The sequence below is a fragment of the Acinetobacter sp. IK31 genome, from assembly GCF_035615195.1.
GTDB classification, from domain to species: Bacteria; Pseudomonadota; Gammaproteobacteria; order Pseudomonadales; family Moraxellaceae; genus Acinetobacter; species Acinetobacter calcoaceticus_C.
In genome coordinates this window covers 62,878-87,096 of sequence record NZ_JANBOB010000030.1, presented here as the reverse complement: position 1 = coordinate 87,096, position 24,219 = coordinate 62,878, and the positions used below count along the sequence as shown (strand labels likewise).

The window sequence follows — 24,219 nt, the reverse complement described above, 5'->3', positions numbered from 1 at the left end:
TTTTATCACCTTATTGGATTTCAAGGAGAAGCTTCAAGATGGCAAGCTTTATGAAAAAAATGTTCGTTTCAACAACCTTAGTTCTGGCTGCTGTTGCGTCGAATGTGCAAGCAAAGGATTGGAAGGTGATTCGTTTTGGTACTGAGTCCTCTTATGCGCCGTTTGAATATAAAACACCGGATGGCAAGTTAACTGGTTTTGATGTTGATTTGGGTAATGCCGTTTGTGCAAAACTCAAAGCCAAATGTGTTTGGGTTGAAAACTCTTTTGATGGGATGATTCCAGCACTTAAAGCGAAAAAATTTGATGGCATTCTTTCATCAATGACGGTGACTGATGAACGTGCAAAACAAATTTTGTTTAGTAGCAAAATCTACAATACGCCAACGCGTATGGTTTCAAAAAAAGGCTCACCGTTATTGCCGACAGCTGCATCATTAAAAGGTAAGCGTGTAGGTGTACAACAGGGCACAATTCAAGAAACTTATGCTAAAACCTATTGGGCAACAAAAGGTGTAACTGTTGTACCTTATCCAGTCCAAGATTTGATTTATCAAGACATGATGTCAGGTCGTTTAGATGCAACTTTACAAGATGCAATCATGGTTGATGGCGCTTTCTTAAAACAACCAAAAGGCAAAAACTTCGCTTTTGTCGGTGGCAATGTAGTTGATGCAAAAACACTGGGTGTAGGCGCGGCTATTGGTTTACGCAAAGAAGATGCAGATTTGAAAGCGAATATTGATAAAGCACTCGCAGCAATCATTGCGGATGGTACATACAAGAAACTAGAGAAAAAATATTTCTCCTTTAACATTTACTAATGATGTGAAAAATGTCGGCTGAGTGCCGACATTTTTAAATCTATTCTCATCTCATCAATATTAGATATTGTTTTTAAGGAGAAGATGAGTCATGTTTTTATCTGGCTATGGGCCACTCCTTCTCAGCGGGACATGGATGACCCTCCAGCTTGCGCTGTTGTCACTTTTGCTTTCTGTCATTATTGGCTTAATTGGTGCGAGCTCAAAACTCTCTAGTTTTAAAGCCTTACGCTATATTGCGACCGCCTATACCACACTCATTCGTAGTGTGCCTGACTTGGTGATTATGCTGCTGTTATTTTATAGCTTGCAGTTGGGTCTAAACCAAATTACTGAATCACTGCAAATGGACCAAATTGATATCAACCCATTTGTGGCTGGGGTGATTACTTTAGCGTTCATTTATGGTGCATATTTTACCGAGACCTTTCGTGGTGCATTTCAATCGGTTCCAACAGGGCAAATTGAAGCAGCAATGGCCTATGGTATGACCCCTTGGCAGGTTTTTCGCCGTGTATTATTCCCTCAAATGATGCGTTTTGCGTTGCCAGGTATTGGTAACAACTGGCAAGTCTTGATTAAGGCAACCGCACTGGTTTCAATTATTGGCCTGACTGACATTGTAAAAATTACGCAAGATGCAGGTAGAGGTACCATGCAGCTGTTCTTTTTCAGCATCGTGGCTGCTGCGATTTATTTGGCAATTACTACCGTCTCGAACCTGATTTTAATGTGGCTTGAACGTCGTTATTCTGCCGGTGTGAGGAAGGGACAATTATGATTGAAATCCTTCAACAATATTGGCAGGCATACCTTTGGACAGATGGTTTACAAATAACCGGAGTGGCGATGACTGCTTGGTTGTTGGTACTTTCTATTGGTATTGGTTTTGTGCTTGCTGTGCCTTTGTCACTTGCACGAGTATCAGAAAATCTTTGGTTACGTGGCCCAGTTTGGTTGTATACCTATATTTTCCGTGGCACACCACTGTACATCCAATTGCTGATTATTTACTCAGGCATTTACAGCTTTGATTACATCCATGAACATCAGACGCTCGATGCGTTTTTTCGAGAGGGCATAAATTGCACCATTTTGGCATTTGCGCTCAATACTGGTGCATATACGACTGAAATCTTCGCTGGGGTGATTCGTTCTATTCCACATGGCGAGATTGAAGCTGCACAAGCTTTTGGAATGTCAAAATGGAAACGCTATACCCGCATTATCATTCCGTCGATGTTGCGCCGTGCTTTACCATTTTATGGCAATGAAGTCATTTTGATGTTGCACGCGACAACCATTGCATTTACAGCAACTGTTCCTGACATTTTAAAAATTGCACGTGATGTAAATGCGGCAACCTATGACACCTTCAATGCTTTTGGAATTGCCGCAGTGTTGTATGCGATGCTGGCATTTATTTTGATTTGGCTGTTTCGTCGGCTTGAAAAACGTTGGTTGGCATTTTTAAAGCCATCGAATCATTAGGAGACATAAATGGAACACGTTGCAAAACTAGTGATTCGCGATTTACATAAGACATTTGGTGATCATGAAGTACTTAAAGGAATATCACTTGATGCAAATGCTGGTGATGTCATTAGTATCATCGGTTCATCTGGTTCAGGTAAAAGTACCTTACTGCGCTGTATCAATTTTTTAGAACAACCGAGCAATGGCACCATTAAGCTTAATGGTGAAAAACTACGCACAGTCTTTGATAAAAAAGGCAATTTAAAAGTGGTTGACCCAAAGCAACTACAAAAAATGCGTACCCAGCTCATGATGGTATTCCAGCATTTTAATTTATGGTCGCACATGACGGTGCTGGAAAATATCATTGAAGGGCCAATTCATGTACTTGGGGTAAAACGTGCTGAGGCAGAAGAACGAGCACGAAAATATCTACGCAAAGTTGGTTTACCTGAAAGCGTTGAAAGTAAATATCCAGCATTTTTATCTGGTGGTCAGCAGCAGCGTGTAGCGATTGCTCGTGCTTTGGCTATGGAACCGGAAGTCATGTTATTTGATGAACCCACCAGTGCGCTTGACCCAGAGTTGGTGGGGGAAGTATTGAAAGTAATGCAGGGCTTGGCTGAAGAAGGACGTACCATGATTGTGGTGACACATGAAATGGGCTTTGCACGTCATGTATCTAATCAAGTGATTTTTTTGCATCAAGGGAAAATTGAAGAACAGGGTCATCCTGATGAAGTACTTAATAACCCGAAAAGCGAGCGTTTAAAGCAATTTTTAACGGGCAGTTTAAAATAAGCTGTCCATACCGAGTATGGTGAAATTTTTTACAAAGGATTCTCACCGTACTCGGTTGCTTTTTAATTATATTTTATAAATGAGTATTCTTAGAAAATACATTAATAATCACGATACCTGCGATCATTAGAGTTAAACCAATGCAGGCTGCTAAGTCTAAATGCTGTTTATAGAATATCCAGCCAATGGCTGAAATTAAGATAATACCTGCACCAGACCAAATGGCATATGCAATTCCGATCGGAATCGTTTTTAGCGTAAGGGACAATAAATAAAAAGCAATTGCATAGCCTACAACTGTAATGATAGATGGAATCGGAACAGTAAAACCTTGAGATGCTTTTAAGGCTGAAGTTGCAATGACTTCACAAGCAATCGCAATTGCTAAATAAAGATAAGACATGGGAGCTGCGCCAGAATGAGTTTTAATCAATCTATATGAAATGTTGAAATGGTTAGACCAGTTTTAACGATTATTTAATTTTTTTGGTACAAAAATATTAATAAATCAAACTGAACTGATAATTTGATTTTATCACTAGCAAAGCGATATAAACCATTAATAAAAAACTAATCGCCAATGGTTAAAGCGCCATGTTTAACCGACAGCATAAGCTAGGATTGATGCTCTCATATCTCTCTTCGCATGCTGTAAATTATGAATGAGTAGCGATTTTTCCTATATTGTTTTGGGTGGCAAGCATATTTTTTGCTAGCTCTCCTAAGCGCATCAAAGCGTTTAACATTTTTGGGTTCAGCTCAAAACACGCTGCAATACGTAAACAATGACTAAAACGCTTATCAGCCGAACATAAGATTCCCGGCATACATAAGATTTTTTCATCCATTGCCTGATGAAACAGTTCTAATGTGTCGATAGATTCAGGTAGTTCTAACCATAAAATAAATCCCGCTTGTGGGCGACTGACTCGAGTACCGAGCGGAAAATACCGACAAATATAAGACTTGATGGTGTCAATTTGTTGTTGATAGCGCTTTTTGAGCTGACGCAAATGTAGGTCATAACCGCCATTTTCTAAGAAGAGGCCTAAAGTTTCGGTGAGTAAAACTGGTTCTGCAACAGTTGTCGTAAATTTTAGTTGCTGCACAATATTACGGAAGCGTCCAGCTTCTAACCAACCGATTCGATAGTCAGGTGCTACAGTCTTGGTATAGCTACTACATACGAGTACCCATCCATTTTGGTCAAATGCCTTAATGTTGGGTAAGAGAGGTTCTGATAGTTGCAATTCGGCATACATCGCATCTTCAATAACAGGAACTTGAAACTGATTAGCTAGCTCTGCCAAGCGACGGCGGCTACTTTCAGGCATACTAAAACCGAGAGGATTATGTCCTGTTGGAATCGTTAATATAGCTTGTACACTTTGTGATTTTAATAGCTCCTCAAGCGTATCTAGACACATGCCTGTATGCGGGGAAGTCGGTACTTCTATAATTTTTCGGCCTAAATTATGAAGGAGCGGGTACAAATTATGAAAAGTAGGAATCTCAAGAGCTACGGTGTCACCCGCTTGAGTGGTGGCCATAATTGCGAGGCTTAAAGCTTCCATCGTGCCGTGAGTCAGCACAATATCATCTGCTGAAAGAAACATGCCCAGTTGCAAGCTTCGTCTAGCAATTTGTGTGCGTAGTCGTGTTGACCCGGGTGGTAAGGTATAGCTTTTAAAAATATCTGGTTGTGTCCGTAAAACCTGTGCAGTTAAGCGTTTTAAACGTTCAATAGGATAGAAATTTTCTCCTGAGGGGCAAGCTAAAGCCAAATTAATATAGGTTGGGTCCATTTGCTTTTTAACGATTTGTGCGAGAAAACAGCTAATACCTGAAAGTGGCACTTTTTCTTCACTGACATAACGCTCTTCGAGTTCTGGCAAATTTGAAGGTGCATGACAAACATAGTAGCCAGATTGAGGTCGAACGGAAATCAAACCTTGATCTTCAAGCTGACGATACGCTTCTTTTACGGTATTAATGCTGACCTGATAATGGTTTGCACAGTCTCGTATTGAAGGTAGACGCGAACCAATAGGTTGCCGCCCATTCTGAATTTGAAGGGTTAAGTCATCACTTACTTTTTTATATTTGTACATATCAATTCATTAAAAAGCCAAAGCAATGGGTACACTTTATAGTGATCTGTTATTTATCTCAAATATTGTGATTACTTTAGATTGGTCTGTTTAATCGAGTTCTGAACTTAAAAACTGTGTCTATTATTTTTCATATTAACTGATACTGTAACCATTAAAAATAAATCAGTAAGATCAAAAAATGGTAAGGAATTAAAACCATAATTTTTTAATATCAAAATGAGTAGGAGTGGTCTATGTCCGTTGTAGCATTTAAACAAGTTGATGTTTTTACTTCACAAGTATTTAAAGGAAATCCTGTCGCGGTGATTATGGACGCTAGTACCTTAACATCTGAACAAATGCAGGCGATTGCCAATTGGACCAATCTCTCTGAAACTACATTTGTATTGCCTGCTACAGATTCGCAAGCCGATTATCAGGTTCGAATTTTTACTCCGCAAAGTGAATTACCATTTGCAGGCCATCCTACAATCGGCACAGCCCATGCTTTACTTGAAGCTGGTCTAATTTCGGCTAAAGAAGGGAAATTGGTACAGCAATGTGGTGCAGGTTTAGTTGCTCTTACGGTAAGTGAATTAAATCATATTTCCTTTGAACTACCAGAACCTAAAATTACACCTTTAGATCAAACCCAGACTGAAAAACTAGCAGCGATTTTAAAATGTGAAATTAATACGCAATGGAATGCCACATTAGTTGATGTAGGCGCACGCTGGGTTGTCTTGCAAGCTGTAAACGCGCAAGCTGTTTTAGATAGCCAACCAGACTTCGCTGCTCTAAAAGAACATGATTTAGAAATGAAAGTTGGGGGAGCGACGGTTTATGGTTTTTATGAAAATAATGATGAGCAAAAATATATAGAAGTTCGCTCATTTGCTCCTTCAATTGGAGTAAATGAAGATCCAGTTTGTGGTAGTGGTAATGGCAGCGTAGCGTCTTTTATTCGTTACCATGGTATTTTGCCAGCACAGAACGATGTAGTTCTTTCTTCACAAGGTCGCGTTTTAGGACGTGACGGACAGCTTCAACTAAATTTATATCAAGATAAAATTTTAGTAGGTGGAACTGCTGTTACCTGTATCGATGGTACGATTAACCTATAAAACAGATATAAAAAAACCGAGGTAAAGTCCTCGGTTTTTTTAATTAGAAAATCTTATTTTTCTACGAAAGCACGTTCAATTACGTAGTCGCCCATTACACCCATGCGAGGTGATTCGACTAAACCATGTTCGTCAAGTAGCGCAGCAACGTCTTTTAAGAAAGCAGGGCTACCGCAAAGCATTGCGCGGTCAGTTTCACGGTTAAAGCGTGGTAAACCAACTTTTTCGAATAAAGCACCAGTTTCAATTGCAGTGGTAACACGGCCTTGAGTGTGGAAAGGTTCACGAGTTACAGTAGGGTAGTAAACAAGTTTGTCTTTAATGCCTAATTCTTCAAAGAATTCATGGTTTGGAAGTTCATTCAAGATAAGGTCTTGATAAGCTAATTCAGAAATATAACGTGTGCCATGAACAACAATTACTTTTTCAAAGCGTTCGTAAGTTTCTGGGTCACGAATAATTGACAAGAATGGAGCAAGACCAGTACCAGAAGATAAAAGGTACAAGTTTTTACCCGGTAAAAGGTCATCATGAACCAAAGTACCTGTCGGTTTTTTAGAAATTAAAATTTCATCACCAACTTGTACTTTTTGCAAAATCGAAGTTAAAGGACCATCTTGTACTTTAATTGAGAAGAATTCTAACTCTTCTTCGTAGTTTGCACTTGCAATCGAATACGCACGCATTAACGGTTTGCCATTCACTTCAAGTCCGATCATTACGAACTGACCATTTTTAAAACGTAAGCTAGTGTCGCGTGTAGTTTTAAAACTGAAAAGGGTGTCATTCCAGTGGTGAACATGAGTAATGCGTTCGACGTTAAAAGCAGCCATTAAAGGTCTCGATCACGATTAAAAGAAAACAGATTGCTATTCTAATCTAATTTCATTCCCGATAAACTGAATATATTTAATTGTGTTTATAAGAAAAAGTGATGATCAACTCTGTCACCTTCCCCATAATCGGCCACATGTGTTCTCCATATCGAGAAAAATTTGGTATCCCGCGCCAGCCTAATTTGGTAAATATTGAGTCATATATCGACATGGTAGAACCTTATAATGACTTGTTGGCTTTTGAAGGAATTGAACAATTTAGTCATCTCTGGCTAGTTTGGCAGTTTCATGACAATAAAAATCAGGGTAGTGCAGATAAATTCCGTCCTCAGGTTCGTCCACCACGATTAGGGGGCAATGAAAAAATTGGCGTATTTGCAACACGTAGCATGTATCGACCCTCTCCAATTGGGCTGTCAGTGGTAAAGCTAAATAAAGTTGAAAAAGTCGGTAAGTCAGTTCGTGTCTATATCACAGGAAGTGATTTATTAAATGGCACTCCTATTTTAGACATCAAACCCTATATTCAATATTCTGATGCGATTGCTGAAGCACAAAGTGGTTATGCACATGCAGAACCAGAGTGTAAATCAGTCATTTGGTCTGAATCTGCTTTCATTGCTCAAAAATATTTTCTACAAAATAAAGAAATGACTTCTCAATATCTTGATGAGCTTGAGCAGGTATTGGCTTTAGACCCTCGACCTGCTTATCAAGAAGACCCTGAACGAATTTATAAAATGAAATTCTCAGACTTTGATATTCATTTTAAAGTTGATCAATTTGTAATTACAGTGGTTGATGTCGTGAAGGCTTCTTCAGTCACTCAATAAAGATATTTTTTAAAACCAATGGATATTGAGCCAAAGTAAAGCAATGAATATAGCCATATGAATAAGCTGGGCGGGAACGAAAGCCAGTGCATAGGGCAGCCCGCCCGAAATTGCAGAGTTCACACTTTTGGCAAGTGCATGCACTGCAAAGCCTCCTAAAAAGGCAATTAATAAAGGCGTCATATGTGTGCTATCCGGTTCACCTTGTACAATGACTGCCGCAATAGCTGCATGTATTTCAAATAAAGAAGCGAGCAGGGTTCCAGCGATTAATCCTGCATCGCCTAAAGATATACTTAAACCATAAACACCTGCCTGAATGAGGGTGAGTGTTCCGGCAATAATAATGGCTTCTTTTAAGCTGAACATTCTTGAGTCGAGTTCGGGTGAACTAGTGCTAGGCTCTGCTTTACGTAATAAAATAAAGGCCCATATTGCTAAAACAACTAATGCAATAAGTGTAGGAAATATAATCAACTTAAACCAAGAAAAACTAATACCGATCACAATAATTAAGGTCTGAATGAGCGTTGAAACACAAGACATTAATGCAGCACCTGCATTTGTGGTGGCATTCGCACGACCAGAGCGTACTTCTAAACCCAGACTGGCAATAGCTGCTGTACTGGAAACAAAACCTGAAGCTAAAGAAGAAAGTAATAATGCATTTTTAGAGGAGAGTAACCGCTTCGCAATATGCGCGAGTGCTTGCACAAATAAAATTAAAGTAAGTAATTTTAAAATGACATGTGGATTTAAAACAGGTCCCCAGAAAGGCTTATTAGGAGCTAAAGGCAACGCAATTAAGAGCAAGGCGAGTAGGAAAATACCATCACGCAATTCTGATTCGGTAATCCACTGACTAGCAATGCCATGCATAGATTGCTTAGCCAATAAAATAATTGTCATGATGACGGCTAGTCCAGCAGCCAATGAGATATTCCAAATACAAAGTGCCCCAATGAAGTAGGTCATAATAAAAGCAAGTTCAGTGGTCACACCAGGGTCATTTGGCTGATTTTTGAGAGATACAATACTGATTGCCCCAATGATTAAAGCTCCAACAATTCCAATTGAAGTGCCGAATAAAAAACAGATTGCTCCTAATAGCGCACTAATTGCAAAAGATCTGAAACCAGCGAAAGTTTTATATTCATGTTTGAGCTTACTTCGTTCACGTTCTAGACCAATTAATAAGCCACAACCGAGAGCCGCAGCAATGACTGTAATGAATTCTTCAAAAGATGTTGTTTGTAATGACGTTGTCATTGGAAGTTCCATATTACTTCCTCTTTGGTTTATTGTTATATGTAGATTTTAATCATTTTAAAATCAGATGTTCGCCTTCAGTTTATGCTTTTTATTATGGTGAGCATAGTGTCTTTTTTAGACAAAGCAACGTACAAAATATTTTTATAAACATGACCTGTGACGCAAAAAAATATTAAGCTGAGAATTAGTTTAATTAATTGAAGTTGAAGGATATTTAAAAATTGAATTTAAATAAATTGGGGTAAGTTAAATCAAAAATATCTCTGCTATATTGTAAAAATATATTGGGGATAACGCATGAATGCACATGTAGACGTAGATACGTATTGGTGTCTAGAACAACTATTACAAGAAGGCCGTATTACAGAACGAGATAAATTACTGGTACAGTCAAGCCAGCGCCAAAAAGACCAGTTGAAATGGCATCCTTTACAGTGGATTGCACATTTTAATTTAAAAGATCAGCAGCACACACAGGCCCATTTAAGTTTAAACCGCTTGTGTTTATGGTTTGCAGATCGGGTTCAACTTCCTCTATTTGTGATTGATCCTTTAAAGGCAGATGTGAGTGCTTTAACTCAAGTCATGTCACAAGAATTTGCTATTCGCAATCATATTTTAGCTGTCGAAATCCATGCCGATCGAATTGTGATTGGAACAGATCAGCCATTTCAAACAGATTGGCTCAATAATCTTGAACGAAGTCTAGCTCCTAAAAAAATTGAGCGGGTATTACTCAATCCCGAACAGTTACAACGTTATTTGCGAGAATATTATCAGGTCAGTCGGGCGGTAAACTCAGCTCAAAAAGATGCAGCTCATGACCGTGAAAATAAAAATGTTGAAGCTCTTTTACAACTTGGAGATAGTCAGAACCCAGATGCCAATGATCAGCATATTGTGAAATTGGTTGACTGGATTTTACAGTTTGCGTTCGAGCAGAGCGCCAGTGACATTCATATGGAACCGCGCAAAGATAACGGTAAAGTCAGGTTTCGTATCGATGGTGTTTTGCACACCATTTATAACATGCCATCAAATACGCTGACCGCAGTGATTGCCCGTATTAAAATTTTAGGGCGTTTAAATGTAGCGGAAAAGCGTAAACCGCAAGATGGGCGATTAAAAACACGTACACCGAAAGGGCAAGAAACAGAGCTACGTTTATCAACCTTGCCAACTGCATTTGGTGAAAAACTGGTTATGCGTATTTTCGACCCAGATGTGTTGGTACGTTCTTTTCATCAACTGGGTTTTGAAGAGAGCCTATTACAACAGTGGCAGCAGTTAACAAAAAATAGCCACGGTATTATTTTAGTCACGGGTCCTACAGGTTCAGGTAAAACGACAACGCTATATTCTTCGTTAAAGCAGCTCGCAACAGATCAGGTTAATGTATGTACTATTGAAGATCCAATTGAAATGTTAGAGCCTAGTTTTAACCAGATGCAGGTCAACAATGCAATTGAATTAGGCTTTGCAGATGGTGTGCGGGCACTCATGCGTCAAGACCCCGACATTATTATGATTGGGGAAATTCGTGATCAAGATACGGCGAATATGGCAATTCAAGCGGCATTAACCGGTCATTTAGTATTATCAACTTTACACACCAATGATGCGCCGTCCAGTTTAACTCGCTTGCACGATTTAGGTGTTCAGCCATTTCTTACTGCCGCAACAATTTTGGGTGTTCTCGCGCAACGTTTAGTGCGACAGCTTTGCCCACACTGTAAACAACAAGCACAAATTAATGAGGACGAGTGGCAGCACCTAACATTCGATTACATTATAGAAATGCCAGAAAAAGTCTATCAGGCTGTTGGATGTGAACAATGTCGTCATACAGGTTATAAGGGGCGAATCGGTATTTATGAATTTATGCCAGTAAGTCTTGAGCTTAAGCATCTTATGAGTAGCCATATAACTTTAAATGATTTGAGAACACAAACTAAGAAAGAAGGTATAGAACCCTTAAGAATTGCGGGTGCTCGTAAAGTCATTGATGGTCTTACGACTCTAGAAGAGGTATTGCGGGTTGTGCCCTTAAATTAAGTTTTTCTTAAGATTCACCTCATTTATGCATGATGTAATTGCTTTATCCCAAGAGGAAACCAAAAACAGAGGGTAATTATATGAATATGCTTAAAGTAATGATGATGACTGCTGGTATGACTGCCGCTGGTGTAGTTCTAGCGAATACACCAGTCAATCAGGCTGCAATTGCTCCGGCAACTGTCACCACGGTAAAACAGGCATTAACGGCTAAAGATAGTACACCAATAAAATTACATGGTCAGGTTGTAAAATCTTTAGGTGATGAAAAATATCAATTTCGTGACAAGACAGGTAGCATTACAGTTGATGTAGATGATGAGCTTTGGCAAGGTCGTCCTATTTCACCAAATACAAATGTAACTTTAATTGGTGAAGTAGACATTGATTATAAACCTTTAAAACGCGTCGAAATTGATGTGGATCAAGTTCAGTTTTAATTAATAATCTTAGATGTATTGCCTTTAGCCGCATTTTAATAATGCGGCTTTGCTTTTTTAAAAAAGGCTAGGCAAGATTAAATCAGGATATAACAGGAAAAATAGATGAGAATTTTGCTTGCAGAAGATGATCGCTCTCAAGCTGAAAGTATTCAATCATGGTTAGAGTTAGATGGTTATCAGGTCGATTGGGTGGAAAGAGGTGATTATGCGCTTACGGCAATCGAGCAGCATGATTATGACTGTATTTTGCTTGATCGGGGGCTGCCTCAACTGGCTGGTGAAAAAGTTTTAACAACGATCCGCCATAAACAAAAAAATGTTCCTGTTATTTTTATTACAGCGCGTGACAGTATTCATGACCGAGTCGAAGGACTAGATTTAGGTGCAAATGATTATTTGGTTAAGCCTTTTAGTTTAGAAGAGTTATCTGCCCGAATCCGCGCTCAATTACGCAAACAAACTTTGAGTCAGCAATCGGTTTTAACATGGGGCGATCTGCAACTCGATACACAAGCAAAAGTTGTATCGTGTGCTGGAAAATCTATTGATTTAACAGCGAAAGAGTTCCAAATATTGCGTAAGCTGATGGTGCATCCTGAACATATTATTACACGTGATCAATTAGAAGAAGCGCTCTATGCATGGGGTGAGGAAATTGAAAGTAACGCAATAGAAGTATTTATTTATCAGCTTCGAAAAAAAATCGGGAGTAGCTGCATTAAAACCATACGGGGGCTAGGCTACCGTATGGGAGATTTAAAATGAAATCAAATCGCTCATCCTTGCAGTCGCAACTGGTTAAAACCACGATGTGGAGTAGTGTCGTGGTGGGCTTGCTGGCTTTAAGCTTACTCACTATATTTTCTATTTATCACAACATGTCAGTGCAAGACGAAATCATGGACGAAATTTCAGACACATTGCTAGTTTCTGATATTTCTGGGCACTCTATGAAACAGTTTGATGAGCTCAGTGATGAGTTTGATATTCAGTATGAGTTATTAGACGCAGGCCAATTACTTACTCATTCTCATAGCTATCAGCACGAGCTTTTTGAACAAGGTAATTTATCAGAAGGTTTTTCATATTTTTGGTTTGATGGTCAATTATGGCGTAGCTTAGCTGCACAGCAAGAAGACTCAAAGTTACAAGTTGAAGTTTTTCAGCCAATGAGTACGCGTATTGAAGAAGTACTCAAGGCACTTGCTGGGTATAGTGGTCTTATGGTGTTGTTCTGGCTATTACAATGGGTCATTGTAAGTTGGCGTACGAAGCAACAATTAGCCGCACTAAATCTACTCTCTAAACGTATTGCTCAAAAAACTGCATCAAATTTAGAGCCGATTCAAGAGCCAGATGTCATTACCGAAATTCAGCCTGTGATTGATGCTCTAAACCAATTACTTGCAAGGTTGCAAAGGGCATTAATCGCTGAACAGCGTTTTACCGCAGATGCTTCTCATGAGCTGCGTTCTCCATTATCTGCCATACAAATGCGCCTTCAGGTTTTGCAGCGTAAATATCAACATGTTCCAGAACTTCATCAGGACTTTGAGCGTATACAGGAAGACGTTTCAAGAAGTACAAAAATACTTGAAAACTTACTTCTCCTGGCTCGCTTGGAACCCAATGAAGCAGAGCAGCCAGAACTTCCCAAGACGATTATCGATTTAAATTACTTATTGGCCAGAGTCATTGAAACTGTAAATTTGGATGCGCAAGCTAAACAGATGCTGATAGAGACAGATACCTTCTCGACAGAAACTAAAACGTTTGCGAATGAAGAATTGCTCTTTATCGCTTTTAGAAATTTATTTGATAATGCCATACGTTATAGCCCGACTTTAGGCTCTATATATGTTGAGATTAGTCAGGATGAACAGCAAATTAAAATCTCTATACAAGATACTGGAAATGGTGTCGATGATGAAGTATTGCAACGTTTAGGACAGCGTTTTTTCCGGGTATTAGGCACTCAGCAGCAAGGTTCAGGGTTGGGAATTTCAATTACACGAAAAATTATTGAATTGCATAATGGTGAATTACATTTTATGCATGCTGAACAGGGTGGATTGAGAGTAGAGATTAATCTTCCATTATAAAAAAAATAGCATGGTTACCCATGCTATCCATTTTTTGTTTTCCCACGAATATTATTGAAACGCGAGTGTATTTTTATTTAGTTAAAATTAGACGATTATTGCGAGTGAGGCGTAAACGATATTCCTCACCAGCATGCATAATGCGGATTTCACGGCCTAATGCAAAGAGGTTGTTAGAATGTAACATTGGTAAGGCATGAGCTGTTTCATTGTTACGGGTAAATAAGCTAAAAGGTGCGTTCATTTGTTGTGCTCCGTGGTATATTCTTGAACGATTTAAATGATAATCATTATCGAATAGGTCTGTCAATGATATTTTAAAGATTTTATAAAATGATAAAATTTGCTTACACTTGAGAAAAGTTTTAGAGAGTAGAAAAATGCCTAAACCGATCGTTGATGTTGCAATAGCCATCTTAATTCATCGTGGAAAAATATTAGTCGGATGGCGCGGGGAGCAGCAGCATCAAGGTGGAAAGCATGAGTTTCCTGGAGGAAAGGTTGAGCAGGGGGAAACACCCGAAGAAGCCTGTCGCCGTGAAATCTATGAAGAAGTCGGTATCGGTTTAAAAGATTGGCATCAATTTGATTATATTCACCATGAATATGACGACATTATTGTCAATTTACATTTATTCCATAGTTATGTGCCTGATGAATTATTAAATCTTATTCATCAACCATGGGCATGGTACACACGGGAACAGCTACTTCACTTAAACTTTCCAAAAGCCAATAAAGACATCATAAAGCGACTCTATTGGCCTCATCTCATCAAAATCAGCCATATGCTTACACCTGTAGAGAGTAGCAATACTTTATTGTACTGGCGTATAGAAGATGAATCTGAGCAGCAATATATAGAGCAATTAAGTGCTTTAGATGAAAATCAGTTATCAAACTTAATTATTAATACAGATATTTGGCAGCAGTTGGGCCCTGAATTAAAAAAGCAGATTAAGACTGTTCATTTAAAACAATCTCAGCTCATGAATTTGCATAAGGGCGACTTAACAGTAGGCGTACGTTATATTGCCGCTTGTCATGATGCAGTTTCTTTAAAGCAGGCTGAGCAGATTGGTTGTGATGCTGTTTTTATTAGTCCTATACAACCAACAGCAACTCATCCAGAAGCTGTGGCATTAGGGTGGGAACGCTTTGCTGATCTAGCCCAAAAAAGCCAGATTCCAGTTTTTGCATTGGGAGGAGCGCATCCTGATGATTTAGCCACTGCACAGCAGCATGGTGCATATGGCCTAGCAGGCATTCGTAATTTCTAATAAGAAAATAAAAAGCATTAAAAGCTAGAGAGCTTTTAATGCTTTTTGCGCTTCTTGAACAGTTTTTTGATTATTACGTTGTTGCCCAGCTTTTAAAATGGTCAACCAAAGCTGCTTTTTCATGGCCTGACTTTGGGCAAAACTTAAACCACGTCGTGCTAAAGACTCAGCATTAGAATATTGCTGTTTATGATTTGCTGTAAGGGCAAGAAATAAATAAGTCTCAGCTGCTTGTGGTGCTAAACGCTGTGCTTGAAGTGCATAGCTTTCAGCTTCTGACCATTGCTGATTTTTGTAAGCTTGTTGTGTCTTTTGCATTAACACTTTAAATGCAGGTAACTGACTTCCATCATCATTAAAGCGTTGAAGTTTCTTTTGCTGCGGAACAATAACCTGCAAGTTCTTGCGGTGAATTTCTGGATGCTCATAAGGTGTAATTTTTACACCCGATGGAGTTTCCGTATTTTTCTTCACTGGCGGGGTTGGTGTTTTCTCTTTGGAGTCAGAATGATCAGGCAAAGTTGTACAGCCAACCATAAGAACAGCACCAATATAAAAAACACCTTTCTTCAACATATCCTACTTTCCTGTTAACGCTTAGTTGTTATAACTACCACTTGAAATGACTCGTGAGTTGTTTGACAGATCTTGTTCCATCTGGCTTTCACTTTCACGAATATAACTGTCGGTATTATCATCCTGAGAGTCAAGCGTTGTGTTATCACTTTGTGGCGTATATGTTGGATCAACTTGATAATACGGCGCTCCACATGGCGTAGCACGATGTGGAACCGTGTGCGTTAGCATCGGAATATACATAGCACCATCACAAGCCTGCGCAGATAAATCACCTGATGCACGATCAATCCACTGCCACTGTACAGTGTCTGGCTGACGTATATTTACAGGAGTCTGACGTAATTGCTTCATCACATTAATCCATACGGGCAATGCACCAGATGAGCCCGTTAGGCCAGTAACTTTGTTGTCATCTAAACCTAACCATACGACAGCAACGTGATTACCTGAGTAACCTGCAAACCATGAATCACGTGTGTCGTTAGTCGTACCTGATTTACCTGCCAATTTTAACGCTGGAGATAAGCTGCTATAAGCTGCACGACCAGTACCCGAAGACATCACCTGTTGTAGGCCATAATTCATAATATAGCCGACAGAAGGATCAATCGTTTGTTGAACATTAAGGCCATAACGGTCAAGCAAACGACCATTCGCGTCTACGACAGATCGAATTGCACGAGTTGGATATTTAAAACCACCTGTAGCGAAGTTCTCATAGATTCCGAGCACTTCCATTGGTGACATATTGACTGCCCCAAGGAAAATTGAAGGGTAGGCAGGAATTGTTGATTCAACACCAAACTTTCTTAAATTATTGCTAAATGTAGATAGACCAAATTCTTGACCCATGCGTACAGCAGATAGGTTATATGAATTTGCTAATGCTTCACTCAGGCTGACTACACCATGTCCACCACCACTGTAGTTTTTAGGAGTCCAGCTTTTTCCTCCATCTACAGGAACACTAATCGGCGCATCTTCAATTTGGCTTGCCCAGTTATAGCGTCCAGATTCAATAGCACTTAAATAAATCACAGGTTTCAATAAAGAACCGACTTGACGTTTCGCATCTAAAGCACGGTTAAAACCAGTGAAGTCTTGTGTAGAACCAACCGCTGCAACTAACTCGCCATTTTCAGGGTGTGCAATCAGTACCGCGCCTTGTAAGTTTTTCAAACGCGCTGGATTACTGTTAGCCAAACGATCTACTGAAGCTTTAAATGCGTTTTGAACTTGAGTTTGAGTAATTGGATCTAAGGTCGTAAAAATACGTAATCCCTGATTGGTTAAATCACTTTCTTGATACTCTGTACGTAATTGACGACGGACAATATCTAAAAAGTCTGGGAATTTTGCAGGGCCTAAACTTGGTTTACTTAACACATTTAAAGGACGTGCAATTTCATCTTCATATTCGGCTTGAGTTAAATAACCCATCACACGCATATTATTTAACACGGTATCGCGGCGTTTTTTTGCACCTTCAGGGTTTTTCCAAGGGTTATATAAAGAAGGACCTTGAACCAAACCTACTAAATAAGCTTGTTGTGCAACACTAAGTTCACGTAGCGGTAAACCGAAATAAAATTGTGAAGCCAAACCATAGCCATTAATTGAATAGCTACCATTTTGACCAAGGTTTACTTCATTTAAATATGCTTCTAAAATTTCATCTTTGCTGTAATGCAGTTCGATGAGTAAAGCCATTAACGCCTCATTAACTTTACGTTTTAATGTGCGTTCTGGAGTGAGATAGAAATTTTTAACTAATTGCTGAGTCAGGGTTGATCCACCTTGACGTTTTCCACCTGTGACATTACTGACCAATGCACGAGCCGTACCGCGAATTGAAATACCATGATGATGATAAAAATTGCGATCTTCTGTAGAAATTAACGCTTCAATGAGTGGTTTAGGGACATTATTCAGTTTAATGAGTACACGGTCTTCATTGTGTTGAGGATAAATTCCTCCAATGAGTAGCGGTTCTAAGCGCGCAACGCCTGTTGAAGAAGGTTTGGTACTTCGAACTTCAACAACTTGATCATTGGCAAAACTTAACTCTAGTACTTGCTCTGGTTCAACACTATCACCGTAGTCAAAACCACGTGTGTGGATATACATATTGCTGCCTTGAGCAACATAACTTCCAGACTTGTCATAATTACTTGAAGTTTTGTAACCCAATAGCTTTAATTCTTGAGTGAAATTTGCTTGAGAAATAGGTGCGTTGTTATAAATTTCCAAAGGTCGTGCAAACACTTTGGCAGGAATATCCCAACGCTGTCCTTCAAATTTTTCACGGATAATATTATCTAGACGAATCAGATAGATACTAAGAGCAATAAAAGCACCAATGATTAAAATCGAAAAGATTAGTGCAAAGAAACCGATACCACGTTCAAACTTCATAAAAATGAGATAAAAACCCTAACAATGTCTGTAATGATGCGATAGCTTGTCATCAATTTGCAATGATAAAACTGTGAATAATTGGAAAAGTTAGATTGAATTTTACAGCATCTTGTAGTTATGTTTTTTTAAATTAATCGGGTTAATGTTATTATAGGCGAGTATCGCAGCGGAGCTTACTCATTCGTGCAAATTTCACATAAGTCCTTCAGAAACGTCGGGTTAATCGGTCGACCAGATAAATCATCAGTTGTAGAAACACTATGTTTAATTCATGATCATTTGTTGAACTTAGGTTTGAACCCCATTTTTGATCAGGAAACAGCCGAATTAGTGCCTTATGATCATGCACAGATAGTAAGTCGCCATTTATTAGGTGAAGTTGCTGATTTAGTTATTGTGGTTGGAGGCGATGGTTCGCTACTCCATGCGGCGAGAGCGTTGGTCCGTTACAATACGCCTGTAATAGGCATCAACCGTGGACGACTAGGTTTTTTAACAGATATCAAACCTTCAGAAGCTATTTTTAAACTTGATCAAGTCCTTCAAGGGCATTTTCAACTTGATCGCCGTTTCTTACTTGAAATGGAAGTACGAACAAATGGCGAAGTTATTTATGATGCAATCGCTTTAAATGATGTTGTTTTGCATTCGGGTAAGTCCGTCCATATGATTGACTTTGAACTCAACATTGATGGTCAATATGTTTATCGCCAGCATAGCGATGGTTTAATTGTTTCGACTCCCACAGGATCAACTGCCTATGCTTTATCAGGTGGTGGACCAATTTTACATCCAAGTATGGATGCGATTGCATTAGTTCCTATGCATCCCCATACATTGTCATCACGTCCCATCGTAGTCGGCGGGCAAAGCGAAATTAAAATTGTTATTCGCGAAAATCGAGTTTTGCCGATGGTGAGTGCTGATGGACAACATAGTATATCGCTGAATGTCGGAGATAGTTTACACATCCGTAAACATCCATTTAAACTAAGTTTATTGCATCCACCAGGTTATGATTTCTATATGGCCTGCCGTACCAAACTTGGTTGGAACCAAGATTTTGAATCTTTTCAAAGAGATGAATCATGAATATTGCACAAATGCTATCTGTTTTAAACCCTGAAATTGTAGAGCGTTTAAAAACAGCAGTAGAAATTGGTAAATGGCCAAATGGCGTTGTTTTAACAAAAGAGCAGCGTGAAACTTGTATGCAAGCTGTCATCGCTTGGGAATTAAAGAACTTACCGGAAGAAGAACGTACTGGTTATATTGACCGCGGTAAGAAAGAAGAAGGTGAAGTTTGTGAAGATGATCATCACAAGCATGAGCCAGAATTTAAGCCAATTCGTTTTGTTTAATTTAAGAAGCTCAGTGATTACTGGGCTTTTTTATGTTTATCAAAATATAATAAAGAATCCTATGAAACGTTTAAAACCTATTTACGTACTATTATTTCTAATATTGTTTAGTGGTGCTGCATTAGCCAAACAGCCGATTGAATGTTTACTCAACGTGAAGGTTGTTGCGAGTCGGAAATACACTTCACCTCAAGCTAAATATACAAGTATAAAGAACGACGGTTATCCCATGTTATTGATTGGGATTCAGGTGCTGGAGTCGCAAACAATACGAAGCTCCCAAAAGATCAAAGCGCATCATTTATATTGTAAGACACTTATTGGTCAACAACGAGATGCTTATCTTTCGGGGTCCTACGATTCTAATAAGATTACAATCAAAATAGGTGATCACTTGAAACTAAGAAATATTCATTCTTCAGGCCAGGAATATCCATTTTGGCCAGATTTTTATTATATTGAACCTTAAAAACCAAGGCTATCCGATATAACCTTGGTCATTCATATATTAGAAACGACTATTCCATAACGCTTTTGCTTTCAGCATTGCCTCTTCAAAACTAGCAACAACTCCCATGGTATATAAAGCAATTCCGATAGTTTCTGTTACTGCCATTTCACCATATTCGTGATGTTGTTGACCAAGCCATACTGATTTAAAAGTTGCTAAATCTAATTCTTCTTCAATTGGGCTACGTTCTGGCGTGAGCTTTGGCAATTCATGCTCGTAGAGTTCACCATTTTTAATGCCACAAATGAGTGTTTTTGCATCCGGATTTCGCTCAAATTCACCGCCTTCACCCTTAATGACTGCACTATTTTGATAGCCTAGGCGCAGTGCACTATGTTGATGCGAAGTGCGGTAAGCTGGATGGAATATCGCTTGTAAGGTGGCTTTCGCATTAAAAGGATTTATTAAACGAGCTAAAGTATGAATAGGTGAACGTAATCCCATCACATTTCTTAAAGAAATCAGTTCACTTAAAACAGGTGAAATCACGTCTAAAGGTAAGTAAGCGAAATTTTGCTCTGCTAACTGAATACACACTTCTTGTTCTGAATGACAAATTGGATAATCAAGATATTCTAAAACCTGCTCGGTATAAACTCGATTCAGTGTGTGACCAGATGCGCCGTGCATGACAATTTTATAACCGTGCTGTGCAAGGGTAAGGGCTGCTAATAAAAACCATGGGTAATGTTTACGTTTACCTGCATAGGATGACCAGTCTAGATCGACATCTAAAGGCTTAAAATTAAGCTGGTCTCTAGTCGCTTGAACAAATCCCGCGAGTTCATCAATAGATTCTTCTTTAACCCGAAGCAGCATTAAAAAAGCACCTAACTGCACATCAAGCACTTCACCTTTTAAAATCATGGTAAATGCCTGATAAGCTTCTTCATAGCTTAAAGAGCGTGAACCACTTTTTCCTTTCCCTAAAATACGGACATATTGAGCAAAGGGGTGTTCAGCATCTTTATAAATATTACGTTTAGTATTCATCATAGTTCAAAAGCAATAAAAATGTGGGATGTAGGCAGCTCAAAATGAAATGTCCACAAGTGTTTAATCAATATGACATAAAAAACCGCTGAAAAAATATCAAAAGTGTTTCTTATACTAAAGTCTTAGAGCTTCCTGAGTGTTTTTTATGCGTATTAGCCAAAAAATTAACCGAATTGTTATTTAATTCGAGTAAACTTTCTTGTGCTTTTTTGAGCACTCATATCATAATTTTCTGTGATTCTCCTATATCTTCAGCTTTTTATTGAAAGAGTAAGAGGTTATTTCTAACTACTCAAAGTGGTTAGAAACTTCAGGTATTCTCCTGTTTTAGAAAACAACTTTTTTGTTTTCATTGAGGTAGTAGGAAGGTTTTTTGTTTACAAAGAACCGTTTCCCTTTTGCGGTGTTATTGTAAAAGGTTAGGGCTGTGTATTCGTAAAGAATAGACGTTTCATTTTGGTATTTCCAACGGACTTGGAAATATAGATTGAAGTAAAGTTATGGCTAAAAAACCGATTTATAAATCACTTTATTTTCAAGTGATTGTTGCAATTATTGCGGGTGTTTTGGTGGGGCATTTTTCCCCAAGCACAACGCAAATTGTCAATGGTGTCGAACAACATATCCCAGGTTTAGGTGAGCAACTCAAGCCATTAGGTGATGCCTTTATTCGTTTGATCAAGATGATCATTGCCCCTGTTATTTTCTGTACCGTGGTAAGCGGTATTGCTGGCATGGAAAGCATGAAGTCAGTCGGGAAAACGGGCGGTGTTGCATTATTATACTTTGAGATCGTTTCAACAGTTGCACTTCTGATTGGCCTTGTTGTAATTAACATTGCTAAACCAGGTGTAGGAATGAATATCGATCCTACAACGCTAGACACCTCGGGCATTCAAAAATACGTCAGTTCTGGTGAGTCACAATCTACCATTGATTTCTTAATGCACATCATTCCTGATACGGTTGTTGGCGCATTTGCAAATGGTGAAATCTTACAAGTCCTTCTTTTTGCAATTCTTTTTGGGTTTGCTTTACATAAGTTAGGTGATGCTGGACGTCCAGTTTTAAAATTTATTGATCAAGTTGCACATGTGTTCTTTAACATTGTGAATATGGTCATGAAACTGGCTCCAATTGGTGCATTTGGTGCGATGGCATTCACCATCGGTAAATATGGCGTTGGTTCACTTGTACAATTAGGGCAATTAATTCTCTGCTTCTATATTACGTGTCTACTCTTTATCTTCTTGATTTTGGGTACAATCAGCCGTATGAGTGGATTCAGTATCCTCAAAATGATTCGCCTGATTCGCGAAGAGCTATTAATTGTACTGGGTACATCTTCTTCTGAATCTGTTCTGCCTCGCATGTTGCGTAAACTCGAAATTGCAGGCTGTGAAAAATCAGTTGTCGGTTTAGTCATTCCAACAGGTTATTCATTTAACCTTGATGGTACGTCAATTTATTTGACTATGGCTGCAATCTTTATTGCTCAGGCAACGAATACCCAGCTTGATATTCAACATCAGATCACTTTATTGCTGGTCCTCTTAATTTCATCTAAGGGTGCGGCAGGTGTAACTGGCTCTGGTTTTATTGTGATGGCAGCAACTTTATCTGCAGTAGGACATATTCCAGTTGCAGGTTTGGCATTGATTTTAGGTATTGACCGCTTCATGTCAGAAGCCCGTGCTTTAACTAACCTTGTTGGTAACTCTTTAGCAACGATTGTGGTAGCTAAATGGGTTGGTGCTTTAGATAAAGATAAGCTCAACGATGCCTTAAATAATCCGGATGAAGTCGACAGAAAAATGATGGAACCAAAAAGTCCTCAAGTCGCTGAAGGTCTAGATTAATTCAAATAAATCTATATAAAAAAGGAAGCTAAAGCTTCCTTTTTTATTGGCTGACTGAAAAGTACAGTTTTAATGAGCGGCTATGCCATGACAGTTGCTAAAAAAATGATTAGCATGCACAACAACGAGATTTGATAAAACAATAAAGCTGAAGGAAAATATTATGTTGGCATACGATGCAGATTTAGAATTATTCCGTGATAATTTTAAACGTTTTATGAGTGAGCATATTGCGCCTCACTACGACCAATGGGAACGCGAAGGAATCATGCCTCGTTCAGTTTGGAATCAACTGGGTGAAAATGGCTATTTATGCGTGGATATTCCAGAAGAATATGGTGGTTATGGCGTTCCAACATACTATTCGTTAATGCTCGTTGAAGAGTCTGCACGTGCTGGTTTTTGTGCATTATCAACAGCCATTTCTTGCCACTCTGAAATTGCTGCACCCTATATTTTACACATCGGGACAGAAGAGCAAAAACAATACTGGCTACCGAAAATGGTAACAGGTGAAGTCGTTGGTGCAATTGGTATGACTGAACCTGGAGCAGGTTCGGATTTACAATCAATGCGTACCAGTGCCATCTTGCAAGACGATTATTATTTATTAAATGGTTCAAAAACATTTATTTCAAATGGACAACATGCTGATCTTGTTGTACTTGCAGTAAAAACAGATCCTCAAGCGCGTGCAAAAGGTGTTTCATTATTATTAGCTGACACTCACTTAGAAGGCTTTAAAAAAGGAACCAACCTCGACAAAATCGGCCTACATTCTCAAGATACCTCTGAGCTGTTTTTTGATAATGTGAAAGTACCGAAAGATCAGTTGCTTGGTCAAGCGGGGCAAGGTTTTGCTTATTTAATGCAAGAATTACCACGTGAACGTACTGCCATTGCATCTACTGCAATTGGGGCAATTCGCGGTGCAATTGATTTGGCAACAGCGTATGTAAAAGAACGCCAAGCATTTGGTCAACCCATTTCACAATTCCAAAATACCCGTTTTGTTTTGGCACAAGCAAAAATTGATGAACTTGCTACAGCGGCTTTTTATGAAAGAAACGTTGCTTTATATCAAGAAGGCAAACTTGATGTTGAAACGGCTGCGGCATTGAAAAGTTTCAGTAGCGATATGCAAATGAAAGTCGCAGATAATTTGCTCCAACTTTTTGGTGGTTATGGCTATATGACCGAATATCCAATTTCACGTTTCTTTGTAGATGCTCGTATTCAACGTATTTACGGTGGTACAAACGAGATTATGAAAGAAATCGTAGCACGTGGATTAATTGGTAAAGCCTAATTAAATAGGTTTAAAAAAAAAGCCTGTCTTCGAGCAGGCTTTTTTGG

The 24,219-nt window shown here is 38.9% G+C and carries 24 protein-coding genes; 16 read left to right on the top strand and 8 right to left on the bottom strand.

The window, feature by feature from the left end; genetic code table 11:
• The first annotated feature begins 38 nt into the window (after positions 1-38).
• The 4 genes from MSG66_RS13905 to MSG66_RS13890 all read left to right on the top strand — a co-directional run bounded on the left by MSG66_RS13905 (position 39) and on the right by MSG66_RS13890 (position 3,101).
• Entirely contained in the window at positions 39-824 is a 786-nt protein-coding gene (locus MSG66_RS13905; RefSeq protein WP_324654416.1) for an ABC transporter substrate-binding protein, read from the top strand.
• A 91-nt stretch (positions 825-915) separates the two neighbouring features.
• The gene (locus MSG66_RS13900) at positions 916-1,605 is read left to right on the top strand and encodes an ABC transporter permease (RefSeq protein WP_080027501.1); all 690 of its coding nucleotides are present in this window, start codon (positions 916-918) and stop codon (positions 1,603-1,605) included.
• Positions 1,602-2,315, top strand: coding sequence for an ABC transporter permease (locus MSG66_RS13895; RefSeq protein WP_324654415.1), 714 nt, complete (start codon positions 1,602-1,604; stop codon positions 2,313-2,315). Before MSG66_RS13900 ends, MSG66_RS13895 begins: the two co-directional genes overlap by 4 nt.
• A 9-nt stretch (positions 2,316-2,324) precedes the next feature.
• Entirely contained in the window at positions 2,325-3,101 is a 777-nt protein-coding gene (locus MSG66_RS13890; protein ID WP_324654414.1) for an ABC transporter ATP-binding protein, read from the top strand.
• A 73-nt stretch (positions 3,102-3,174) separates the two neighbouring features.
• Here MSG66_RS13890 and abeS read toward each other — a convergent pair whose 3' ends face one another.
• Entirely contained in the window at positions 3,175-3,504 is a 330-nt protein-coding gene (abeS, locus tag MSG66_RS13885) for a multidrug efflux SMR transporter AbeS (protein ID WP_004791191.1), read from the bottom strand.
• Positions 3,505-3,757: 253 nt separating this feature from the next.
• Complete coding sequence (locus MSG66_RS13880; protein ID WP_324654548.1) at positions 3,758-5,218, bottom strand: PLP-dependent aminotransferase family protein; 1,461 nt, start codon at positions 5,216-5,218, stop codon at positions 3,758-3,760.
• A gap of 230 nt (positions 5,219-5,448) precedes the next feature.
• On the opposite strand from MSG66_RS13880, the gene MSG66_RS13875 reads away from it, so the two are divergent.
• Positions 5,449-6,318, top strand: coding sequence for a PhzF family phenazine biosynthesis protein (locus MSG66_RS13875; RefSeq protein ID WP_324654413.1), 870 nt, complete (start codon positions 5,449-5,451; stop codon positions 6,316-6,318).
• 53 nt (positions 6,319-6,371) lie between these two features.
• On the opposite strand, the gene MSG66_RS13870 is transcribed toward MSG66_RS13875, so the two are convergent.
• Positions 6,372-7,151 (bottom strand): ferredoxin--NADP reductase, encoded by a 780-nt coding sequence (locus MSG66_RS13870; RefSeq protein WP_005039353.1) that lies wholly within the window; start codon positions 7,149-7,151, stop codon positions 6,372-6,374.
• Between the two features lie 101 nt (positions 7,152-7,252).
• Here MSG66_RS13870 and tsaA point away from each other — a divergent pair, with 101 nt between their 5' ends.
• On the top strand, positions 7,253-7,987 hold the full coding sequence (gene tsaA, locus MSG66_RS13865; RefSeq protein WP_324654412.1) for a tRNA (N6-threonylcarbamoyladenosine(37)-N6)-methyltransferase TrmO: 735 nt from the start codon (positions 7,253-7,255) through the stop codon (positions 7,985-7,987).
• A 9-nt stretch (positions 7,988-7,996) separates the two neighbouring features.
• On the opposite strand, the gene MSG66_RS13860 is transcribed toward tsaA, so the two are convergent.
• The gene (locus tag MSG66_RS13860) at positions 7,997-9,268 is read right to left on the bottom strand and encodes an MgtC/SapB family protein (protein ID WP_324654411.1); all 1,272 of its coding nucleotides are present in this window, start codon (positions 9,266-9,268) and stop codon (positions 7,997-7,999) included.
• 288 nt (positions 9,269-9,556) lie between these two features.
• On the opposite strand from MSG66_RS13860, the gene MSG66_RS13855 reads away from it, so the two are divergent.
• The 4 genes from MSG66_RS13855 (at position 9,557) to MSG66_RS13840 (ending at position 13,859) form a co-directional block, all read left to right on the top strand.
• On the top strand, positions 9,557-11,314 hold the full coding sequence (locus tag MSG66_RS13855; RefSeq protein ID WP_202741570.1) for a GspE/PulE family protein: 1,758 nt from the start codon (positions 9,557-9,559) through the stop codon (positions 11,312-11,314).
• Positions 11,315-11,394: 80 nt separating this feature from the next.
• Positions 11,395-11,754, top strand: a complete 360-nt coding sequence (locus tag MSG66_RS13850; RefSeq protein WP_202741571.1) for a NirD/YgiW/YdeI family stress tolerance protein — start codon at positions 11,395-11,397, stop codon at positions 11,752-11,754.
• 105 nt (positions 11,755-11,859) lie between these two features.
• A complete protein-coding gene (locus MSG66_RS13845) occupies positions 11,860-12,522 on the top strand; it encodes a response regulator transcription factor (RefSeq protein ID WP_209734034.1) in 663 nt (220 codons plus the stop codon).
• A complete protein-coding gene (locus MSG66_RS13840) occupies positions 12,519-13,859 on the top strand; it encodes a sensor histidine kinase (protein WP_324654410.1) in 1,341 nt (446 codons plus the stop codon). The genes MSG66_RS13845 and MSG66_RS13840 overlap by 4 nt, the downstream gene beginning before the upstream one ends.
• 73 nt (positions 13,860-13,932) lie before the next feature.
• On the opposite strand, the gene hemP is transcribed toward MSG66_RS13840, so the two are convergent.
• Entirely contained in the window at positions 13,933-14,103 is a 171-nt protein-coding gene (gene hemP / locus MSG66_RS13835) for a hemin uptake protein HemP (protein WP_004643472.1), read from the bottom strand.
• Between the two features lie 136 nt (positions 14,104-14,239).
• Here hemP and MSG66_RS13830 point away from each other — a divergent pair, with 136 nt between their 5' ends.
• Positions 14,240-15,139, top strand: coding sequence for an NUDIX domain-containing protein (locus tag MSG66_RS13830; RefSeq protein ID WP_324654409.1), 900 nt, complete (start codon positions 14,240-14,242; stop codon positions 15,137-15,139).
• 24 nt (positions 15,140-15,163) lie between these two features.
• Here MSG66_RS13830 and MSG66_RS13825 read toward each other — a convergent pair whose 3' ends face one another.
• Positions 15,164-15,715 (bottom strand): tetratricopeptide repeat protein, encoded by a 552-nt coding sequence (locus tag MSG66_RS13825; RefSeq protein WP_133972529.1) that lies wholly within the window; start codon positions 15,713-15,715, stop codon positions 15,164-15,166.
• A 21-nt stretch (positions 15,716-15,736) separates the two neighbouring features.
• The gene (gene mrcB, locus MSG66_RS13820; protein ID WP_133972531.1) at positions 15,737-18,133 is read right to left on the bottom strand and encodes a penicillin-binding protein 1B; all 2,397 of its coding nucleotides are present in this window, start codon (positions 18,131-18,133) and stop codon (positions 15,737-15,739) included.
• Between the two features lie 186 nt (positions 18,134-18,319).
• Between mrcB and MSG66_RS13815 the strand changes: the two genes are divergently transcribed.
• The 3 genes from MSG66_RS13815 to MSG66_RS13805 all read left to right on the top strand — a co-directional run bounded on the left by MSG66_RS13815 (position 18,320) and on the right by MSG66_RS13805 (position 19,966).
• Complete coding sequence (locus MSG66_RS13815) at positions 18,320-19,228, top strand: NAD(+) kinase (RefSeq protein ID WP_003650688.1); 909 nt, start codon at positions 18,320-18,322, stop codon at positions 19,226-19,228.
• Positions 19,225-19,497, top strand: a complete 273-nt coding sequence (locus MSG66_RS13810) for a YeaC family protein (RefSeq protein ID WP_202741576.1) — start codon at positions 19,225-19,227, stop codon at positions 19,495-19,497. Before MSG66_RS13815 ends, MSG66_RS13810 begins: the two co-directional genes overlap by 4 nt.
• Positions 19,498-19,558: 61 nt before the next feature.
• Complete coding sequence (locus MSG66_RS13805; RefSeq protein ID WP_003650692.1) at positions 19,559-19,966, top strand: hypothetical protein; 408 nt, start codon at positions 19,559-19,561, stop codon at positions 19,964-19,966.
• 39 nt (positions 19,967-20,005) lie between these two features.
• Here MSG66_RS13805 and MSG66_RS13800 read toward each other — a convergent pair whose 3' ends face one another.
• The gene (locus MSG66_RS13800) at positions 20,006-21,001 is read right to left on the bottom strand and encodes a glycosyl transferase family protein (RefSeq protein WP_324654407.1); all 996 of its coding nucleotides are present in this window, start codon (positions 20,999-21,001) and stop codon (positions 20,006-20,008) included.
• Positions 21,002-21,504: 503 nt separating this feature from the next.
• Between MSG66_RS13800 and MSG66_RS13795 the strand changes: the two genes are divergently transcribed.
• Both MSG66_RS13795 and MSG66_RS13790 read left to right on the top strand, forming a co-directional pair.
• Entirely contained in the window at positions 21,505-22,863 is a 1,359-nt protein-coding gene (locus MSG66_RS13795; RefSeq protein ID WP_324654406.1) for a dicarboxylate/amino acid:cation symporter, read from the top strand.
• A gap of 163 nt (positions 22,864-23,026) precedes the next feature.
• Positions 23,027-24,172 (top strand): acyl-CoA dehydrogenase family protein, encoded by a 1,146-nt coding sequence (locus MSG66_RS13790; RefSeq protein WP_324654405.1) that lies wholly within the window; start codon positions 23,027-23,029, stop codon positions 24,170-24,172.
• Positions 24,173-24,219: the final 47 nt, after the last annotated feature.

Excerpts from the sequence above, each read along its gene's own strand:
- mrcB (WP_133972531.1), bottom strand. The coding sequence starts at position 18,133 with ATGAAGTTTGAACGTGGTATCGGTTTCTTTGCACTAATCTTTTCGATT.
- MSG66_RS13870 (WP_005039353.1), bottom strand. The coding sequence starts at position 7,151 with ATGGCTGCTTTTAACGTCGAACGCATTACTCATGTTCACCACTGGAAT.
- MSG66_RS13805 (WP_003650692.1), top strand. The coding sequence starts at position 19,559 with ATGAAACGTTTAAAACCTATTTACGTACTATTATTTCTAATATTGTTT.
- MSG66_RS13875 (WP_324654413.1), top strand. The coding sequence starts at position 5,449 with ATGTCCGTTGTAGCATTTAAACAAGTTGATGTTTTTACTTCACAAGTA.
- MSG66_RS13900 (WP_080027501.1), top strand. The coding sequence starts at position 916 with ATGTTTTTATCTGGCTATGGGCCACTCCTTCTCAGCGGGACATGGATG.
- MSG66_RS13810 (WP_202741576.1), top strand. The coding sequence starts at position 19,225 with ATGAATATTGCACAAATGCTATCTGTTTTAAACCCTGAAATTGTAGAG.
- MSG66_RS13830 (WP_324654409.1), top strand. The coding sequence starts at position 14,240 with ATGCCTAAACCGATCGTTGATGTTGCAATAGCCATCTTAATTCATCGT.
- abeS (WP_004791191.1), bottom strand. The coding sequence starts at position 3,504 with ATGTCTTATCTTTATTTAGCAATTGCGATTGCTTGTGAAGTCATTGCA.
- MSG66_RS13850 (WP_202741571.1), top strand. The coding sequence starts at position 11,395 with ATGAATATGCTTAAAGTAATGATGATGACTGCTGGTATGACTGCCGCT.
- MSG66_RS13825 (WP_133972529.1), bottom strand. The coding sequence starts at position 15,715 with ATGTTGAAGAAAGGTGTTTTTTATATTGGTGCTGTTCTTATGGTTGGC.
- MSG66_RS13845 (WP_209734034.1), top strand. The coding sequence starts at position 11,860 with ATGAGAATTTTGCTTGCAGAAGATGATCGCTCTCAAGCTGAAAGTATT.
- MSG66_RS13795 (WP_324654406.1), top strand. The coding sequence starts at position 21,505 with ATGGCTAAAAAACCGATTTATAAATCACTTTATTTTCAAGTGATTGTT.
- MSG66_RS13855 (WP_202741570.1), top strand. The coding sequence starts at position 9,557 with ATGAATGCACATGTAGACGTAGATACGTATTGGTGTCTAGAACAACTA.
- hemP (WP_004643472.1), bottom strand. The coding sequence starts at position 14,103 with ATGAACGCACCTTTTAGCTTATTTACCCGTAACAATGAAACAGCTCAT.
- MSG66_RS13840 (WP_324654410.1), top strand. The coding sequence starts at position 12,519 with ATGAAATCAAATCGCTCATCCTTGCAGTCGCAACTGGTTAAAACCACG.
- tsaA (WP_324654412.1), top strand. The coding sequence starts at position 7,253 with ATGATCAACTCTGTCACCTTCCCCATAATCGGCCACATGTGTTCTCCA.
- MSG66_RS13890 (WP_324654414.1), top strand. The coding sequence starts at position 2,325 with ATGGAACACGTTGCAAAACTAGTGATTCGCGATTTACATAAGACATTT.
- MSG66_RS13895 (WP_324654415.1), top strand. The coding sequence starts at position 1,602 with ATGATTGAAATCCTTCAACAATATTGGCAGGCATACCTTTGGACAGAT.
- MSG66_RS13860 (WP_324654411.1), bottom strand. The coding sequence starts at position 9,268 with ATGGAACTTCCAATGACAACGTCATTACAAACAACATCTTTTGAAGAA.
- MSG66_RS13800 (WP_324654407.1), bottom strand. The coding sequence starts at position 21,001 with ATGAATACTAAACGTAATATTTATAAAGATGCTGAACACCCCTTTGCT.
- MSG66_RS13790 (WP_324654405.1), top strand. The coding sequence starts at position 23,027 with ATGTTGGCATACGATGCAGATTTAGAATTATTCCGTGATAATTTTAAA.
- MSG66_RS13905 (WP_324654416.1), top strand. The coding sequence starts at position 39 with ATGGCAAGCTTTATGAAAAAAATGTTCGTTTCAACAACCTTAGTTCTG.